Annotated in this window: 10 protein-coding genes, 2 tRNA genes and 1 rRNA gene; 6 read left to right on the top strand and 7 right to left on the bottom strand. The window is 37.7% G+C overall.

Annotation, left to right across the window (positions count from 1 at the left end; all coding sequences use genetic code 11):
- Positions 1-139: 139 nt before the first annotated feature.
- From KI430_RS17325 to KI430_RS17305, 5 genes are all read right to left on the bottom strand, one after another.
- Positions 140-213: transfer RNA gene (locus tag KI430_RS17325), tRNA-Ala, on the bottom strand.
- 80 nt (positions 214-293) lie between these two features.
- Positions 294-367 (bottom strand) — tRNA-Ile (locus tag KI430_RS17320).
- A 152-nt stretch (positions 368-519) separates the two neighbouring features.
- Positions 520-2,036 (bottom strand): 16S ribosomal RNA (locus KI430_RS17315).
- Positions 2,037-2,742: 706 nt separating this feature from the next.
- On the bottom strand, positions 2,743-8,553 hold the full coding sequence (locus KI430_RS17310) for an InlB B-repeat-containing protein (protein WP_248876132.1): 5,811 nt from the start codon (positions 8,551-8,553) through the stop codon (positions 2,743-2,745).
- Positions 8,554-8,779: 226 nt separating this feature from the next.
- Entirely contained in the window at positions 8,780-9,559 is a 780-nt protein-coding gene (locus tag KI430_RS17305) for a hypothetical protein (RefSeq protein WP_248876131.1), read from the bottom strand.
- A 286-nt stretch (positions 9,560-9,845) separates the two neighbouring features.
- Here KI430_RS17305 and glgP point away from each other — a divergent pair, with 286 nt between their 5' ends.
- Both glgP and KI430_RS17295 read left to right on the top strand, forming a co-directional pair.
- Positions 9,846-11,498 carry an alpha-glucan family phosphorylase gene (gene glgP / locus KI430_RS17300; RefSeq protein ID WP_248876130.1) on the top strand — a complete coding sequence of 551 codons (1,653 nt, stop codon included), beginning with the start codon at positions 9,846-9,848 and terminating at the stop codon, positions 11,496-11,498.
- Positions 11,499-11,762: 264 nt separating this feature from the next.
- A complete protein-coding gene (locus tag KI430_RS17295) occupies positions 11,763-12,284 on the top strand; it encodes a ComF family protein (RefSeq protein WP_248876129.1) in 522 nt (173 codons plus the stop codon).
- Between the two features lie 65 nt (positions 12,285-12,349).
- Here KI430_RS17295 and upp read toward each other — a convergent pair whose 3' ends face one another.
- Positions 12,350-13,000 (bottom strand): uracil phosphoribosyltransferase, encoded by a 651-nt coding sequence (gene upp / locus KI430_RS17290; protein WP_074236535.1) that lies wholly within the window; start codon positions 12,998-13,000, stop codon positions 12,350-12,352.
- Positions 13,001-13,080: 80 nt separating this feature from the next.
- Positions 13,081-14,388: a ribosome biogenesis GTPase Der gene (gene der / locus KI430_RS17285; RefSeq protein ID WP_248876128.1), complete on the bottom strand. Its 1,308-nt coding sequence runs from the start codon at positions 14,386-14,388 to the stop codon at positions 13,081-13,083.
- Between the two features lie 384 nt (positions 14,389-14,772).
- Between der and KI430_RS17280 the strand changes: the two genes are divergently transcribed.
- From KI430_RS17280 to murA, 4 genes are all read left to right on the top strand, one after another.
- Entirely contained in the window at positions 14,773-15,231 is a 459-nt protein-coding gene (locus tag KI430_RS17280; protein ID WP_248876127.1) for a heme-binding domain-containing protein, read from the top strand.
- Complete coding sequence (locus tag KI430_RS17275; RefSeq protein ID WP_248876126.1) at positions 15,228-15,653, top strand: thiol-disulfide oxidoreductase DCC family protein; 426 nt, start codon at positions 15,228-15,230, stop codon at positions 15,651-15,653. The genes KI430_RS17280 and KI430_RS17275 overlap by 4 nt, the downstream gene beginning before the upstream one ends.
- Positions 15,654-15,772: 119 nt before the next feature.
- On the top strand, positions 15,773-16,444 hold the full coding sequence (locus KI430_RS17270; protein ID WP_248876125.1) for a DUF4290 domain-containing protein: 672 nt from the start codon (positions 15,773-15,775) through the stop codon (positions 16,442-16,444).
- Positions 16,445-17,752 (top strand): UDP-N-acetylglucosamine 1-carboxyvinyltransferase, encoded by a 1,308-nt coding sequence (gene murA / locus KI430_RS17265; RefSeq protein WP_248876124.1) that lies wholly within the window; start codon positions 16,445-16,447, stop codon positions 17,750-17,752.
- Positions 17,753-17,762 lie beyond the last annotated feature (10 nt).

Genomic DNA, 17,762 nt, shown 5'->3' with positions numbered 1-17,762 from the left:
AAGCGCTTGTTTGCGCTCGGTTTTCTCTTTGTGATGTCTTTACCGTTAATGTCAATGATCTTTTTGCTTTCTATTCGTCTGATGAACAATTGTTGTTGTTGGCTCCAATCGTAACTTTTAAATCAAACTCCTAAAACTGTGGAGAATAAGGGAGTCGAACCCTTGACCTCCTGCGTGCAAGGCAGGCGCTCTAGCCAGCTGAGCTAATTCCCCGCTAGGTGCTTCGGGTTTTAGGTTTTTTGTTTCGGGTTAAAACCCTCAACTTTAAACTCTAAACCTTAAACTTTAATTAGTAGTCTCGGGCAGGCTCGAACTGCCGACCTCTACATTATCAGTGTAGCGCTCTAACCAGCTGAGCTACGAGACTATTAAATAATTAATAATTAACAATTATTAATTAATAATTATCTCATTCCCTTTACTAATTTCTAGTGGGTTTATTTTTTATATAATCAACCGAGTAAAAAAACCAAAGCTTTTGTATAAAGCACTTTAATATTTTTTGACGTATAGTCTCTAAAATGAGATGTTCCAGCCGCACCTTCCGGTACGGCTACCTTGTTACGACTTAGCCCTAGTTACCTGTTTTACCCTAGGCAGCTCCTGTTACGGTCACCGACTTCAGGTACCCCAGACTTCCATGGCTTGACGGGCGGTGTGTACAAGGCCCGGGAACGTATTCACCGCGCCATGGCTGATGCGCGATTACTAGCGATTCCAGCTTCATAGAGTCGAGTTGCAGACTCCAATCCGAACTGAGACCGGCTTTCGAGATTTGCATCCAGTCACCTGGTAGCTGCCCTCTGTACCGGCCATTGTATTACGTGTGTGGCCCAAGACGTAAGGGCCGTGATGATTTGACGTCATCCCCACCTTCCTCTCTACTTGCGTAGGCAGTCTCACTAGAGTCCTCAACTGAATGGTAGCAACTAGTGACAGGGGTTGCGCTCGTTGCAGGACTTAACCTAACACCTCACGGCACGAGCTGACGACAACCATGCAGCACCTTGAAAAATGTCCGAAGAAGGATCTATTTCTAAATCTGTCATTTCCCATTTAAGTCTTGGTAAGGTTCCTCGCGTATCATCGAATTAAACCACATAATCCACCGCTTGTGCGGGCCCCCGTCAATTCCTTTGAGTTTCATTCTTGCGAACGTACTCCCCAGGTGGCTAACTTATCACTTTCGCTTAGTCTCTGAATCCGAAAACCCAAAAACGAGTTAGCATCGTTTACGGCGTGGACTACCAGGGTATCTAATCCTGTTCGCTCCCCACGCTTTCGTCCATCAGCGTCAGTTAAGACATAGTAACCTGCCTTCGCAATTGGTGTTCTAAGTAATATCTATGCATTTCACCGCTACACTACTTATTCCAGCTACTTCTACCTCACTCAAGACCTGCAGTATCAATGGCAGTTTCATAGTTAAGCTATGAGATTTCACCACTGACTTACAGATCCGCCTACGGACCCTTTAAACCCAATAAATCCGGATAACGCTTGCACCCTCCGTATTACCGCGGCTGCTGGCACGGAGTTAGCCGGTGCTTATTCGTATAGTACCTTCAGCTTTCCACACGTGGAAAGGTTTATCCCTATACAAAAGAAGTTTACAACCCATAGGGCCGTCGTCCTTCACGCGGGATGGCTGGATCAGGCTCTCACCCATTGTCCAATATTCCTCACTGCTGCCTCCCGTAGGAGTCTGGTCCGTGTCTCAGTACCAGTGTGGGGGATCACCCTCTCAGGCCCCCTAAAGATCACTGACTTGGTAGGCCGTTACCCTACCAACTATCTAATCTTGCGCGTGCCCATCTCTATCCACCGGAGTTTTCAATAATCAATGATGCCATCAATTATATTATGGGGTATTAATCTTCCTTTCGAAAGGCTATCCCCCAGATAAAGGCAGGTTGCACACGTGTTCCGCACCCGTGCGCCGCTCTCTCATTTCCGAAGAAACAATACCGCTCGGCTTGCATGTGTTAGGCCTCCCGCTAGCGTTCATCCTGAGCCAGGATCAAACTCTCCATTGTATGTTTGTTTGTCCTTATACTCAAACTCAATTTTAAATTGACGCTTTGGTTTTTTTTCCTTACTTGGTTGTTATATGTTATGTCAATGAACTTTGTTCTTTTCGCTTCCTCAGGATTCTTAATCTGTCATCTTGTCCCTGATTTGCGAGTGCAAAAGTAAAAAGTTTTTCCCAAACTACCAAAACTTTTTTGAAGTTTTTTTTCGTAACCTCGAAAATTATTTTAGTATGTTCTTAACCCCTCTCCTGCGCCCCTAGATCTCTCGATTTCGGATTGCAAAGATAAGTAATCTTTTTATTCCTACAAGCTTTTTATTATTTTATATTCAATAATTTTATTCTCATTAAATACTCAATATCTATTAACCTGTAACTCCTGCGCTGCTTATCTCTCAAAGCGGTGGCAAAAATAGACTTTCTTAGCTCACCTCGCAAATATTAGCAAACTTATTTAGGTGAGTTTTTCTTATAACGCTGACTTGTAGGAAGTTTAATTTTAAAGAATATTTTAAATTGTTTAAAAACATCACTTACCATTAATCAAAGAGTGTATTATGATTAAGCTTTAGATATTCTTAAGATAGATGAACCCGGGAATAATTACACATTTCAACTCTAACATTAAAAAAATAAGAGCCAGAAAATATACTTTCTGGCTCTTAGATATAGGCAAATTAAAATTTACTATTAGATTAATTAATTGAATTTTACTTAATCACTTTTTTTGTTCTTAAACTTCCAGAATTTTCAGCTTTCACGATATATATTCCGTGCGGTAAAGCATTAGTCTCAATAACAATCTGTTTTTCTTTCGAATATAATTGACGAATCAATTTTCCACTAGCATCATATAATTCTACATTTCCAAGCTTATCCGAGGATTGAACTACAAAATTGTCCCCACTTCTGTACACCTGAAATTCAGATTTTTCGTCATCAGCCACAGCTAATGTACCTTCTTTATATACAATTTCGAAACGGTTATTATTAGCTCCTTTAGTTGCTGTAAAAGTATAAGTTTCATTGCTACTTAAATCAAAATATTGATTCAACACCCTGTCTCTTAAATAGACTTTTTGATTAGTTTCAAAAATACCTTCCGCAGTTTGAAGTTTAATTTTGTAAGTTCCATTGACAGCAAATACATTTCCTAAAGTAATAATATCGTCAGTTGAGAAGCTATTAGCCTTACCTTGAATAGCTAATTTTCTTGCACCTAATATAGAATAGAAAGAATCTGAACCCACTGCAAATAATTCCCCGTCAAAATCGGTTTCATAATTATCGGTTGCTCCTTCGATATAACCTACAAGAATTGTATTAACCAAATTAGAAGGAGAAGTCATCGTGAGCCAGAATCTATTTTTTGGAGTTGATTTTTGGTAGAAGTTACCATTATCCGTCACTCTGATATTATTACTAAAATCTAACGGCTGATCTTTACCTCCTGCTTTTGCCTGGATAATGAAAGCTTGTCCAACTTTGATTTTTCCATTCGGCACGATAGATCCATCGTAAGGATTTTCTGGATTATAAGTTGCCGGTGAACCTCCAGTCCCATTATAAATTGCATAATTATTACCATTATATCCGGATCCAACTTGTCCAGCAGTATAGCTATTATTAGTCCAGAACCAAACCGTAGAATACATTTTAGCCGAGTTCAATTGATATAATAAATCAAAATCAATATTAGATGGATAAGGGTTTCCTACCAGATTGAAGCCGTGATTAGCGTCTGTCCATTTCAGGTTTTGATATTGAAGATTTCCATTATTTGGGATTCCATTGAAATTGTATGTTTTGTTGTAACCATCAGTTCCAGCTTCTGCACGGATCGCATAACCTTTTCCTATTTGGAATGTTGCTTCGTTGGTCACTGTAAATTTATCATTCGACTCGTTATATTGTAAATAACCGTTTGTTGGCGTGTTCGGAGAGAAACCGCTTGCTCCTTTAATAGTCTGCCCATTAACCGGTGAACTCCAATAAACATAATCAATAGCAACAGCTGCATTGTTGTTCATATCCGTTACACTTCTCTGCACCTGGATATCACCTTCATTGATTACATTATCGGTTTGAATTAAATTGGCATCACTTTCTACAATGAAATTAGCCGCAGATCCATTATTCGTAATTTTCTTTTTAACGGTAACCGGAAAATTTGGTCTTACTCTCAAAGTTCCTCCCGTATTGATGGTCAAATCACAAACATCCAACGCTCCATTTGTCTGAGTATTATAACTTCCTGCGATAATAACTTTGCTTCCAAAAACTGGTGTTCCATTAGTCCAGACATTGCTTGCCCAAGTATTTGAAGCTTCTTTGATTTGAGTCGCTTGTGTTGCTGTATAACAAGTCTGTGTATTTTCTCTTACCTGACAGTAATATTGATAATTGTTAAGACCATTAACATCACTTATAGTTAAAGTCCGAGTAGTCGCACCTGAATAAACACCACCATCAACAACGGCTGTCCAATCACCTGTGTTTTTCAATTCATACCATTGGTAAGCCAATGTATTACCTCCTACATAACCTTCTGTTGCTGTAAGTGCTAAAGAAGCGTTCGCAATATCACAATTAACAACATAAGATGGTTGAGATGTAATTACCGGAGGTGTTTTGATTACCGGAGTTTGAGATGCCACATTAGCCAAACACCGTCCCGTTTCTACAACTTCAGCAGCCCATTCTGATTCTACAAAAGTTGCTTTAGGAGATAAAAACCCGTTCTTCCTTTTTAGATAATAACCTACATAATTAGGTGCTTTGAAATCATCAACTATAACAGAACCTTTTCTCAGTTGCAAACCGTCATTTGCATTGAAGCCTCCTGTAATATTTCCATTACCAGTTGGTGTGTATCCACAAGCCGATCCGCTTACTCCAATTACAGCTAATCCACCAGCTGGAAGACTTCCTGATAATGTTCCATAACTACTGTAAGATACTCCATAATCATTAGCTCTAAAGAAACTGTAGTCAGCTAAATCAACAGCAGCATTAGTTCCGTTGTAGATAGAAACAGTTCCTCCTGATCCGCCATTCTCGTCATACACTTCATATATAATAAGATCTGTTGCAATTGTACCAGAACCTGATCCTGTTACCGCTTCACAACCCGTAGCATCTTCTTTGATTAATGTAAAAGCAGTTCCGGAATCACAATCTAAAGCTGTATCAACAATAATATCTCCATCAGCTGTCACCGGAACCGTTGCTCTGATTTGTGTAGCGCTGATATAGTGAACAACTGCATTTGCGGATCCAAACTTAACTGTTGAAGCAGCAGTGAAATCAGTTCCGGTAATTGTTACGATTGTATTGGCAGGTCCACTTGTTGGGAATGCTGTAATTGTGGCCGGAGTACAACTATTAGCACAATATACTCTTACTGCATCTAAGAATCCTCTTCTTGTCGTTGAAATTGTTAATTGAGAACCAGCTGGTACATTTTCAAATTGAGCAGTAACAGTTTCAAAACCATCTGCCATTTTATTATTGTAAGTTACATTTTTTGTAACACCATTTATGGTAACATTAAAGCTGCCTTCAACAGTGGTCCATCCTTTAACATCTAGTTCTACGGTAATATTACCACTCACTTCTGTTAAGTTTCTTGAAGTAATTGTTCCGCTAGCTGTCGTTCCAATTCTAATTGCACTGCCTGCCTGATAAACAGTAGAAGTCGTTGGAAAATTGGTATTCCCGGACCAAATAGAGCTTGAACCACTTGTATTAGTACTATTACCTGCCGTAATTGCATTAAAAGTCTCTTCAAAGCAAGGTCCAGTTATTACAGAAAGTGTTACTGTATTAGAAGTTTTGCTACCACAATCGTTACTTACAATGACGTGATATTTATATCCGTTTTTAGATAATGGTACATTTGTAAGAATCAAGGTGTTACTGCTTGTTCCTACATTCATCCAGGTTCCGGCTGCTCCTGTCGGGCTTTCTTGCCATTGGTAAGTGAAGGGAGCAGATCCAGTAGCAGCTACTGAAAAGTTTGCATTAGCTCCAGTTACGACACTTTGATTGATTGGCTGAGTCGTGATAATTGGTGCTGATAATATAGAGATAGGCTCTTGAGTTACATAAGAACCCGTGCTCCAACAAAAACCATTATAAGCACGAACATAATAATTACCAGAGGCTGTAACAGAATAAGGTTCAGAAGCCGAAGAACCATTAACAAAAACTACCTGATTAGCTGTAGACGTTCCTGTAGCTGTAGTCTGCCAATATAAAGTTGCACCAGTTGCAATATTGGCTTCATCTTGAGTTCCTATTTCATAAATAAGAACCGCAGTAATACACACCGGGTTTTCCAAAGGTGTAATCTCACCATTCGGAGTCAAAGGAATTTGACAAGGTGTAGTTACTGTTCTTGGATTATTAGTAATTGTAGTTGTATTGTATATGTAATTATTTGAGCAAATATTGTATTCATATACTCTGACATAATATGTTGTAGATGGTGCTAAACCTGTTATTGCGACACTATTTCCTGCGCCGACATAGATGACTTGCTCTCCACCATCATAAACTGTGTTAGCAATCGGCAAAGCATTAGAACTGGCTGGATTTGTAAAGTTATTAACTGTATTAATCATAACTACTCTACCAATACCGTTACCTGCGGTTATGTTAACAGTCATACCTGATGAAGTAACCGAAGTAAATGATGTAACTGATGACTGTGTAGTAGGAGCTAGACAAGCTGCTACACTTCCTGACAATGCTACCTCAGCATAATTGGCTTCTATAGCACTTCCTCCACTTACAAGAACCGTATCAGTATAATTAGCATTAGCTGTTAAACCTGCTTTCAAGCGGACATAGAATGTTTTAGAGGCGCCAGTATAATTGGCAGGAAGTGCTATTGCATGACTATAAGGTTCTGATGCACTTTCCGCAATTTCAAATCGGTCATCTATGGTTACCAATTCTACAGGATCGGTGTCTGTATTTTCCAAATCGCTACCATTCAATACAAAAGATTGTGCAGCAGAAGGACCATTGCTTTCCACATAGTTGAAACCAGATAAAGAAGCTGGCGTTACTGTAAATTTAGGTGGATTTTTTATCCAATGGGCATACAAAGTTACTGTTTCATTAGAACCTGAGTGTGTATAAGTCGACCCTGCAGTATAGTCTGCTACAATACCTGCTGCGGTTGTTTTCCAGCCACCAAAAGTATATCCTGCTCTTGTAAAAGCTGAACCATTATTTAGAACAATTGTACCCGATTTAACACCCGTAGTTCCGTTATAGTAACCATCCTGACTAGAAATTGTTCCCGACCCGCCATTATTATTGTAAGCTACATTAAATTTCCAGCGAGCATATATCGTAATATTACTACTTGGCATCGGCGCAGGTCCATAACTAGAACCCGGTGTATTGATGACACCTCCACTAATGCCATTCGGAATACTGTACCAGCTTGCAAGTGTATAACCACTCTTCATAAGTGCTGTAGGATTAGCTAATATAATACCTGGACTTTGCCCTCCTGTAAAGCTATCGTTTGCAGGAATGGTACTTGGATCACTGGTATTATCATTACCATTATAAGTAAGCGTATAAGTAACAGGCGCAGCAACTGTACCAGTAACAGAAACATTTCCTGTAGTTGCCCCTGCACTAGCATTGGTTACATAAGTTGTTGAACCTCCATAAGTCGCGGCAGTTAATCCACTTTGTAATCTGACATATACTGTTTGCCCTGCAGAAACATTCCCTTCTGCAGCCGTATAAGAGATAGTACCTGCGTAAGTACCTGCTGCTGTTTTTGAAACTTCAAAATTAGCAGGTGCTGTCACAGTAACCCCTGCTGTTAAATTAGTACCTTTTATATTATAGGATTGTGATGCTGAAGGTCCTGAACCTTGAGAGTAGTTTAACCCCGTTATAGAAGTAGGCGTAAGTGTAAGAGTTGGAGCAGCAGTAACTGTTAGCTTATATAAAGTAATATCTTGCTGACTGCCTGTATAGCAAGCAAATCTAGGAGCACTTGTATTGTATTGTAAGGATCTACCGCTAACTCCGAGATTCTGAACACTGAATGTTCCACCAGAATAAGTAAAAGTCCATCTTTGATTATTAGTAGTTGCCGAAGATACAGCTTGAACATTATTACTACTACCTGTGTAAGATGCAAAAACATTGGCATCTTCATTATATATAGACTTTCCTGTTCCGTTAGTTTCTATTTTCCAAACAATTGCCTTTGAAGGATTAGTAATTGTGGTTCCTGAAGTTGGAGAAATAGATGTATTCGCAAAAAATGTCCCGTTATGAGTATTATTCATTGCCTGAGTTGTACCATAAGCAACAACATAATAGCCATCAGTAAAACCTGTAGCAGCAGTAACTTTGGTAAACGTACCAGTTCCAGAATATTGAGCGATAGCTTTCCCTCCTATTAAAAGTAAAAAGAAAAGTAAAAAAGCCTGAACAGACTTCCAGAAAAAATATGTTCTCAGAGAGAATAAATTTTGATCCATAGCATTTGTTTTCATTAAGCAAGCAAATATAACCGCATAACCAAAACAAACACCTGAGTTTTAAAATGTTAATATAAATGTAAAAATACTGTCAAAATCGCACCAATTTTGTGGATAAATCTTATTTGTTAAAATTCCATTTTCTAAAATTTTACAAACACTTAACTTTTAGTTTATAACTGCTTATATCTTTAGGAAAGAATCTAATCAATTAATTACTAGAAAACTACTTAATCACCATCATCTGGCTATAGAGATTTTCCAAATGCAGAATTTTTGTAAAAGGGCTTTTCACTTTTTTCAGTTCTTCTTTGGCGTGGATGTAGCTGTATCGGGAAGCGATGTTGTGCATATTAGAAACCAGCACCAGCCAGCATTCCTTCGTCTTGCTGTTATATAGAGGATATTTGGTATTCTTCTTTTCGATGACTTCCAGAATTTTGTCAGAATGCAGCTCATCAAACAGAGACAACTGATACTCCAAAAACAAAAGAACGCCTTTCTGATGAGGCGTTCTTCTGATATGTTTTACTAATTTGGTTTTTTTGTTATTGGTAATTGCAGATGAGATTTCTTTGATTAATTGCTCAGGTTGCTGGTAAAAATCTTCCTGTGTATAGTCTATATTAAGATGATAGATTGCATAAAGACTTTTATATTCTGTCAAAACCTTTTCTACGGTGCGAAAGATATGATTAATATAACTCTCCTTTTTTTTGAGCTCAAAATGGTTAATAATCTCCGAAACTTCTATCCCAATCTGCTTTCCTTTATAATTGATGATAAAATCGGGGCTTTCGCCTGTCAGATTTTCGATTTCCATTTCGGGAAAATGCTGGAAGAGCGTATCAAGCAGTAGCAATTCTGTTTTTTTCTGATATTCCTCACGTTCATGCAGGTTGGCGCTACCAATGATATGATACCACTTTACCAGATTATCAGATTTTTCACTTTTGGAAGCGACACAAATCTCCAGATTCTTATTAAGGTCTTCACAATAAATCATCTTCGTATTATTAGAAATTAAACCTTTTTAAATTTAATAAATTATTGATTACAAAACACTTATATGAATTAAATTTAACAAAAAAGAAATAAGACTCAAGACATAAGATTCAAGACTGAGCTATTTAAAAATTCTTTTAAAGCTTCATAAACAAGCAATGGAAGCCCAATAGCACTATTACAACTTTGATTTTTTGAACATTATAAAGTGTATACTCTACGGTACAAAAAACTAATTATTATATTTGCAGGCATATAGACGACCTTAAAAAAAATTTACTACACTAATGGATTTTAAAAACTTTAAGATGCCTTACAGCATCAATCCAGATTATTCCAAAAAAACGGCTTATTTCTCTATGGAGTTTGCCATAGATCAGGCTCTGAAGATCTACAGCGGCGGATTAGGTTTCCTTGCAGGATCTCATATGAAGAGTGCATACAACCTGAAGCAAGATTTTGTAGGAATCGGGATACTTTGGAAATATGGTTATTATGACCAAAGCAGAAATATGGATCAAACCCTGAATCCAATCTGGACAAAAAAAATGTACAGCTTCTTGGAAGATACGGGCATCAAATTCCAAATCGAAATTCATAATGCTCCGGTTTGGGTAAAAGTTTGGTATCTGGCTCCAGAGACATTTAAAACCTGTCCTATGTTTTTCTTGAGTACAGACGTGCCGGAAAACGATCATTTATCTAAGACTATTTGCCACAAATTATACGACGCCAACGAATCTACAAAGGTTGCACAATATATCCTTCTAGGAAAAGGTGGTGCAAAATTATTAGACGAGATGAATTTCCACAGAGAAGTTTACCACTTGAACGAGGCGCACGGTTTGCCTGCAGCATTCTATCTTTTGAGAAAATATGGTGGTAATCTGGCTAAAGTGAAAGAAAAATTAGTTTTCACAACCCATACACCGGAGGAAGCTGGAAACGAAAAGCACAACATCCACCTTTGCCACGATATGTCTTATTTCTGTGGTTTAACCATCGATGAAGTGAAGAGAATCGAAGGTGTGCAGGATGACAGATTCAACCACTCGCTTTGTGCTTTGAGAATGTCAAGAATTGCGAATGGCGTTTCTCAATTACACGGCGTAGTTTCCAGAGATATATGGAACAAATATGACGGGATTTGTGAAATCAAGTCTATTACCAATGCTCAGGAGTTCGGCTACTGGGGCGACAAGGCGCTTTATCAACACAAAGAAAATAATGACGCTGCAGAGTTCGACATCAGAAAAGCTTATCTTAAGAAAAGAGCCTTCAGAATCGTAGCAGACCAGACAGGCAATATGTTTGACACCAAAGTTCTGACCATTGTTTGGGCAAGACGTTTTGCAGGTTATAAAAGAGCAGATCTTTTGTTGGCAGACAAGGAGCGTTTCAGAAGAATGTTGGAGAACAAAGAGCATCCGGTTCAAATCATCTGGGCAGGAAAACCTTATCCAATGGATTATGGTGCAATTTCTACATTCAACAATTTGGTTGAGGAAAGTAAGAATCATAAAAACATGGCCGTTCTTACAGGTTATGAATTAGCTTTGAGTAAGGCTTTGAAACAAGGTTCTGATATTTGGTTGAACAACCCTAGAGTACCTAGAGAAGCATCCGGAACAAGTGGAATGACGGCTTCTATGAACGGTTCTGTTAATCTTTCTACAGACGACGGATGGATTCCGGAGTTTGCAAAACACGGCGAAAACTCTTTCGTAGTTCCAAAAGCAGATTACGATAACTGGCCTGTAGTAGAACAAGACAGCTTTGACCTTAATAATCTTTATGATGTTTTGGAAAATGAGATTATCCCAACTTATTATGAGAAGCCAGACCAATGGAGAAAAATCGTTCATAATGCTATGGATGATGTAAAAATCCAGTTTGGAAGTGATAGAATGGCGGATGAATATTACAAACTGCTTTATTAATTATCAATGATAAATTATGAGTGATTAATGATTTTCTTTTGTCACTAATTATATAAAAAACCTCTTCGAAATGAAGAGGTTTTTTATTTGAAGAAAATTTTTAATTTAGTTTTCAGAAACTTATTAACTATGATCTTCGATTTTTTGTTTCCCAACCGATGTCTGGATTGCAATCAACTGATTGACAAAAGTGAAATAGTCTGCGAATTATGCCGGGATAAAATCAATTTCTCGAATCATAATTATTTTGAAAACAATTCGTTAATGGATAAAGTAGCATTACAGATTCCTGTTGAAAATGCCTACTCGCTTTTGTATTATGAAAAAGAAAGTCTGGCTCAAAGAATCATTCATCAACTCAAATATAATCACAGAGAAAAAATCGGAAAAGTCTTAGCCAAATGGATTACTGAGAGAATTGATTTCAGCAATAGCAAACCTGATTTGCTCGTAACAGTTCCACTCCATTATAAGAAATTAAAACAACGCGGTTATAATCAGCTTCATCTTTTCGGGAATGAGTTATCAAAGCATTACAACATCCCAGTTAATCATACTTTATTAAAAAGAATCAAACACTCCCGAGCTCAGGCAAAGAAAAATCAAAACGAAAGACTGAAAACAAAAAATGCTTATCAATTGACACAAAATATCAATGATAAGCATATTCTTTTGATTGATGACGTTTACACAACCGGAAACACAATGTCGAATATCGCGTGGGAAATTCTCAATAATTCCAAGAATGTAAAAATCAGTATTTTGGTAATGGCGATGGACGTTTGATCAGTTATGAATTACAAGTTATGAGTTTTTCGAATCATTCATAATTCATAACTAGTAACTCATAATTACCTTTGAAGTTTTTCTCCGTAAGACAAATCGCCTGCATCGCCCAAACCTGGTGTGATATAACCTTTTGAAGTTAAATTTTCATCCAAGGCACCAATCCAAATTTTCGCATCAGGATAAGCTTTTTCTATTGTTTCTACTCCTTGTCTGCTTGCGATTGCTGCAACAATATGAATAGAAGTCGGTTTTCCATTAGTCAACAAATCTTTGATTGCTTCAATCAAAGATGCGCCAGTTGCCAACATTGGATCAGCAACAATTAACGGTCGACCATCTAATTTCGGACAAGTCAAATAATCTTGCTTGATAGAGAAATAATCGTTGGCATCGTGTTTTCTATAAGCGGCTACAAATCCACAATCCGCTTTATCAAAATAATTCAAAATTCCTTGAAACAAGGGAACTCCAGCTCTCAAAATCGTTGTGATTACAGGCTGTGTTTCGATTTCTTTTACAGTGATTTTATCAAGAGGTGTTGTAATCTCAATTTCTTTCTGGTCAAGAGTTTTACTGATTTCGAAAGCTGCAATTTCCCCGATTCTTTCCATATTCCTACGGAATTTCATTCTGTCTTGCTGTACCTCAACGTTTCGAAGATCATTAATCCAAGAATTGACAAGAGAGAATTGATTTGATAATATTGTTAACATTTATGCTGTATTAGTATTTTAAATTTAAGAAATTAATGCAATAAAAACCCTCTCAGAATAAATTCTGAAAGGGTTGAATTTTATTTTTGTCTGAAGTAAATCTCGATTGGAACACCTGTAAAGCCAAAGTGTTTTCTCAGTTGATTTTCCGTGAAACGCTTGTATGGCTCTTTCACATATTGCGGAAGATTACAGAAAAATACAAATTGCGGCGATGGCGTTGGCAACTGTACACAATATTTGATTTTCACATATTTTCCTTTGATAGCTGGTGGCGGCATCGCTTCAAAAACAGGAAGCATCACCTCATTCAGTTTTGAAGTTTTGATCTTTTTAGCTCTATTATTATAAACCTCCATTGCAACCTCAACAGCTTTCAGAATTCTCTGCTTAGTCAAAGCTGAAACAAATAAAATCGGAATATCTGTAAACTGTCCAATTTTATGTTTAATCGCAGCCTCGAAATCCCTCATTGTGTTGGTATCTTTTTCTACAAGATCCCATTTGTTCACCAAAATAACGATTCCTTTTCTGTTTTTCTGAGCCAAACCGAAAATGTTCATATCCTGAGATTCCCAGCCTAAAGTGGCGTCAACCATCAGAATCACAACATCAGAATATTCGATAGAACGGATGGAACGCATTACGGAATAGAATTCCAAATCTTCGTTTACCTTAGATTTTCTTCTCATCCCAGCTGTATCCACCAACACAAACTCGTGTCCGAATTTGTTATATAAAGTCTGAATACTATCTCTAGTTGTTCCGGCGATATCTGTTACGATATTTCTTTCAACATCTAACAAGGCATTTGTCATTGTTGATTTTCCAACATTTGGACGGCCTGCGATGGTGATTTTTGGCAACCCTTCGAATGGGTCTTTGTAATCTGTTGTCGGGAAATCGCTGACAACTTGGTCCAACAATTCTCCTGTTCCGGAACCTGTTGCAGAAGATAATGTAAAATATTTTTCAACACCCAATTGGTAGAATTCGGTTGCCGGCAATTCTTCTTTTGAAGAATCTACTTTGTTTACTACCAAATAAAGTGGCTTGTTGGCTTTTCTTAGTAATTCGAAGATTTCGTGGTCTGTATCGGTAAGACCTTCTTCTACATTCACCATAAAGATGATTGATGTAGCCTCGTCCACAGCCAACTGAACCTGTTTACGGATCTCCATCTCGAAGACATCCTCTGTTCCCACATCATAACCTCCTGTATCGATTACTGTGAAGTCTACGCCGTTCCAATCGGATTTTCCGTAATGACGGTCACGTGTAACGCCGGCTGTAGAATCTACAATAGCTTCTCTCCTTTCTAATAATCGGTTAAATAATGTGGATTTTCCTACGTTGGGGCGCCCAACGATAGCGACAATGTTTGACATAAATTTGTTTCTTTTTCTTAAAAATTAAGAGATTAAAGAATTTTGAGATTCATAAAATGATGGCAGAATTCTATTGTAATTTCTACTTACATTTTTCAAATCTCTCAATCTCCGAATTTTTAAATTCTGATTAAGAATGGGTTACTTCGACTTTCGAAGCCCAAAATTTTTGCAAATATACATTTTTTGGTTGAGAGTTGTTGGTTGATTGTTGACAGTGGAACTAATTTCAACGTTGAATTGCTCACTAGCCCCGATAGTAGCGGCATCCTTTTTCTTTTTTAGCAAAAAAAGAAAAAGATATAGCGGATAGCGGGATTAAGCTCCTGAAAACGAGATGAAAAATTGGAAAGCTTTTTGCAATTGTACCTGAAAATCTGAACTATGAAAAAAGTATTAATTATTTTACTGATGGTGTTTATTATCATTCAGTTTTTTCCAATTGACAAGACGAATCCCACGACTAACCAAGGAATGGATTTTCTGAAAATCAAAAACACGCCTGAACCTATTGCGAACACCATCCGAAACTCTTGTTACGATTGCCATTCCAATGAAACGAAATATCCTTTTTATAGTAATATCCAACCTGTTGCGTGGCTGTTAAAAAATCATATCGACGAGGGTAGAAAAGAACTTAATTTTTCTACTTTTGCAACATATGAACCAAAGCGGCAAGCGCACAAAATGGAAGAAGCAGCGGAGTATGTAGAGCAAAGCAAAATGCCTCTGGAAAGTTATCTGCTTGGTCATTCTAATGCCAAATTGACTGACAGGCAAAGAAAGGAACTGGCAGAATATTTTAGGAAAATAGAGAAAGAAACGGAAACCAACCCATTATGACGACAGACATCTCAGTTAATTTGAAAGATAAATTCATTGTTTTTTATGATGGTGAATGTGGATTTTGCAACCATTGGGTGCAGTGGATTTTGGAACGGGACAAAAAAGACAAGTTTCTGTTCTCCTCTCTGCAATCTGAATTTGGACAAAAATTTTTGAATGAAAGAAATCTTCCAAACAAAGTTTTTGACACGCTTTATCTTTGGAAACCTGAGAGTTTTTATCTGTCCAAATATCAGGCGATTTTAAGAATTGCGAGTGAATTGGGCGGCGTTTATTCTTTGGCAAATATTGGGAAGATCCTGCCAGATTTTATCGGAAATCAATTTTATAATTTGGTTTCCCGAAACAGAAAGAAGTTAGCCGAAAACCAATGTTTTTTACCTAATGCTGAACAAAGGAAAAAATTTATTTTTCAATAAATTTTTAATACAGAAAAGGCTTTGAGAGCTTCAGCCTGACAATACAAATTAAAGAAAAAACAATCACTCAATTTTGAATTTCAAACTTTGAACTTGAAATGTTTTATATTTGCAATATTATGGAATATAATACCGACAGAACACAACTACTAATGCCCGAATATGGGCGCAACATACAACAACTCGTAGAGCATTGCAAAACGCTGCAGACCAAGGAAGAAAGAAATGAGATGGCGCTTGCAATTGTCGAGTTTATGGGACAAAGAAACCCACACCTTCGCGACGAGGAAAATTACAAGCACAAACTTTGGGATCATCTTTTCATCTTGGCAGATCATAATCTGGATGTAGATTCTCCTTACCCGATTTTAAGCGCAGAAGATCTGATCACAAAACCAAGGAAAATGGATTATCCTTCTTTGGAAAATGATTATAAATTCTACGGAAAAAGTATTCTTCAGCTGATAGAAACTGCGATTGCTTTGGAAGAAGGTGATGAGAAAGATGCTTTGATTCAGGTAATCGCCAACAATATGAAGAAGTCCTACAACGTGTACAACAAAGAACACGTTCAGGATGATGTGATTTTCCGTCATCTCAAGGAGCTTTCTAAAAACAGATTAGACCTTACAGGACTGGATTCTCTGGACAAAAGTAAAATCTATTATGCGACCAACAGGAACAACAACAACAACAACAATAATAATAGAAACAACAACAGAAATCAAAACCACAATAACAATAATAACAGGAAAAATAATTTCCAAAATCATAAAAATAAAAGAAGATAAATGGACGGTGCTTTCGAAATAAGAGGAGGAAAGAGATTGAGCGGAGAAATCACACCTCAAGGTGCAAAGAATGAAGCTTTGCAGATTCTTTGTGCAGTTTTGCTAACGGAAGATGAGGTAAGAATTGATAACATCCCGGACATCAAGGATGTGAATAAGTTGATTGAGATTCTTCAGGACTTCAACGTCAAAGTGACAAAAAATGGCAAAGGCGATTACACCTTCAAAGCTGATGAAGTTAACTTCGATTATATAAAATCTAAAGAATTCAAAAAAGACGGTGCTAAATTAAGAGGCTCTGTGATGATTTTGGGACCTATGCTAGCGAGATTCGGTGAAGCTTATTTGCCGACGCCAGGTGGTGACAAAATCGGAAGAAGACGTCTGGACACACACTTCCAAGGTTTTGTAGAATTGGGTGCTGAATTTTCTTACGATGAGGAAGAAGCTTTCTACTCTTTGAGAGCCAAGGAATTGACTGGGAAATTTATCCTCTTGGAAGAAGCTTCTGTAACCGGAACGGCCAATATCGTGATGGCAGCAGTTTTGGCAAAAGGAAAAACAAGAATCTACAACGCTGCTTGCGAACCTTATCTTCAGCAATTGTGTAAAATGCTGAACAGAATGGGCGCCAACATCACAGGGATTGGTTCAAACTTAATCACAATCGAAGGTGTTGACAAACTGCGCGGAACAGAACACACAATGCTTCCGGACATGGTGGAAATAGGTTCCTGGATTGGATTGGCAGCAATGACAAAATCTGAGATTACCATCAAAAATGTGAACTGGAATCAGTTGGGAGTTATTCCAAATACTTTCAGAAAATTAGGAATCGAATTGGAACAAAGAGGTGATGATATCTACATCCCTTCTCAGGAAAATTATAAAGTTCAGAAATTCATCGATGGTTCTATCTTAACCGTTTCAGATGCGCCTTGGCCAGGATTCACGCCAGATTTGTTATCCATTATTTTGGTTGTAGCAACTCAGGCAAAAGGTTCTGTTTTGATTCATCAAAAAATGTTCGAAAGCAGATTATTCTTCGTAGATAAGCTTATCGATATGGGCGCGCAAATCATCCTTTGCGACCCGCATAGAGCAACAGTTATTGGAATGAACCAAGAAACACCTTTACGCGGAACAACAATGGTTTCGCCAGACATCCGAGCTGGAAATGCCTTATTGATTGCAGCACTTTCTGCAGAAGGAAAATCAGTGATTCAAAATATCGAACAAATCGACCGTGGTTACGAGAATATCGATGAGAGATTGAGAGCGATTGGTGCAGATATCAGAAGAATCTAATTAGAACTTT

Origin of the sequence: Epilithonimonas zeae (genome assembly GCF_023278365.1) — a bacterium.
GTDB classification, from domain to species: domain Bacteria; phylum Bacteroidota; class Bacteroidia; order Flavobacteriales; family Weeksellaceae; genus Epilithonimonas; species Epilithonimonas zeae_A.
The sequence above is the reverse complement of the archived record's forward strand: the minus strand, read 5'-3'. Positions and strand labels throughout refer to the sequence as shown.

Excerpts from the sequence above, each read along its gene's own strand:
- KI430_RS17310 (WP_248876132.1), bottom strand. The coding sequence starts at position 8,553 with ATGGATCAAAATTTATTCTCTCTGAGAACATATTTTTTCTGGAAGTCT.
- KI430_RS17305 (WP_248876131.1), bottom strand. The coding sequence starts at position 9,559 with ATGATTTATTGTGAAGACCTTAATAAGAATCTGGAGATTTGTGTCGCT.
- glgP (WP_248876130.1), top strand. The coding sequence starts at position 9,846 with ATGGATTTTAAAAACTTTAAGATGCCTTACAGCATCAATCCAGATTAT.
- KI430_RS17295 (WP_248876129.1), top strand. The coding sequence starts at position 11,763 with ATGGATAAAGTAGCATTACAGATTCCTGTTGAAAATGCCTACTCGCTT.
- upp (WP_074236535.1), bottom strand. The coding sequence starts at position 13,000 with ATGTTAACAATATTATCAAATCAATTCTCTCTTGTCAATTCTTGGATT.
- der (WP_248876128.1), bottom strand. The coding sequence starts at position 14,388 with ATGTCAAACATTGTCGCTATCGTTGGGCGCCCCAACGTAGGAAAATCC.
- KI430_RS17280 (WP_248876127.1), top strand. The coding sequence starts at position 14,773 with ATGAAAAAAGTATTAATTATTTTACTGATGGTGTTTATTATCATTCAG.
- KI430_RS17275 (WP_248876126.1), top strand. The coding sequence starts at position 15,228 with ATGACGACAGACATCTCAGTTAATTTGAAAGATAAATTCATTGTTTTT.
- KI430_RS17270 (WP_248876125.1), top strand. The coding sequence starts at position 15,773 with ATGGAATATAATACCGACAGAACACAACTACTAATGCCCGAATATGGG.
- murA (WP_248876124.1), top strand. The coding sequence starts at position 16,445 with ATGGACGGTGCTTTCGAAATAAGAGGAGGAAAGAGATTGAGCGGAGAA.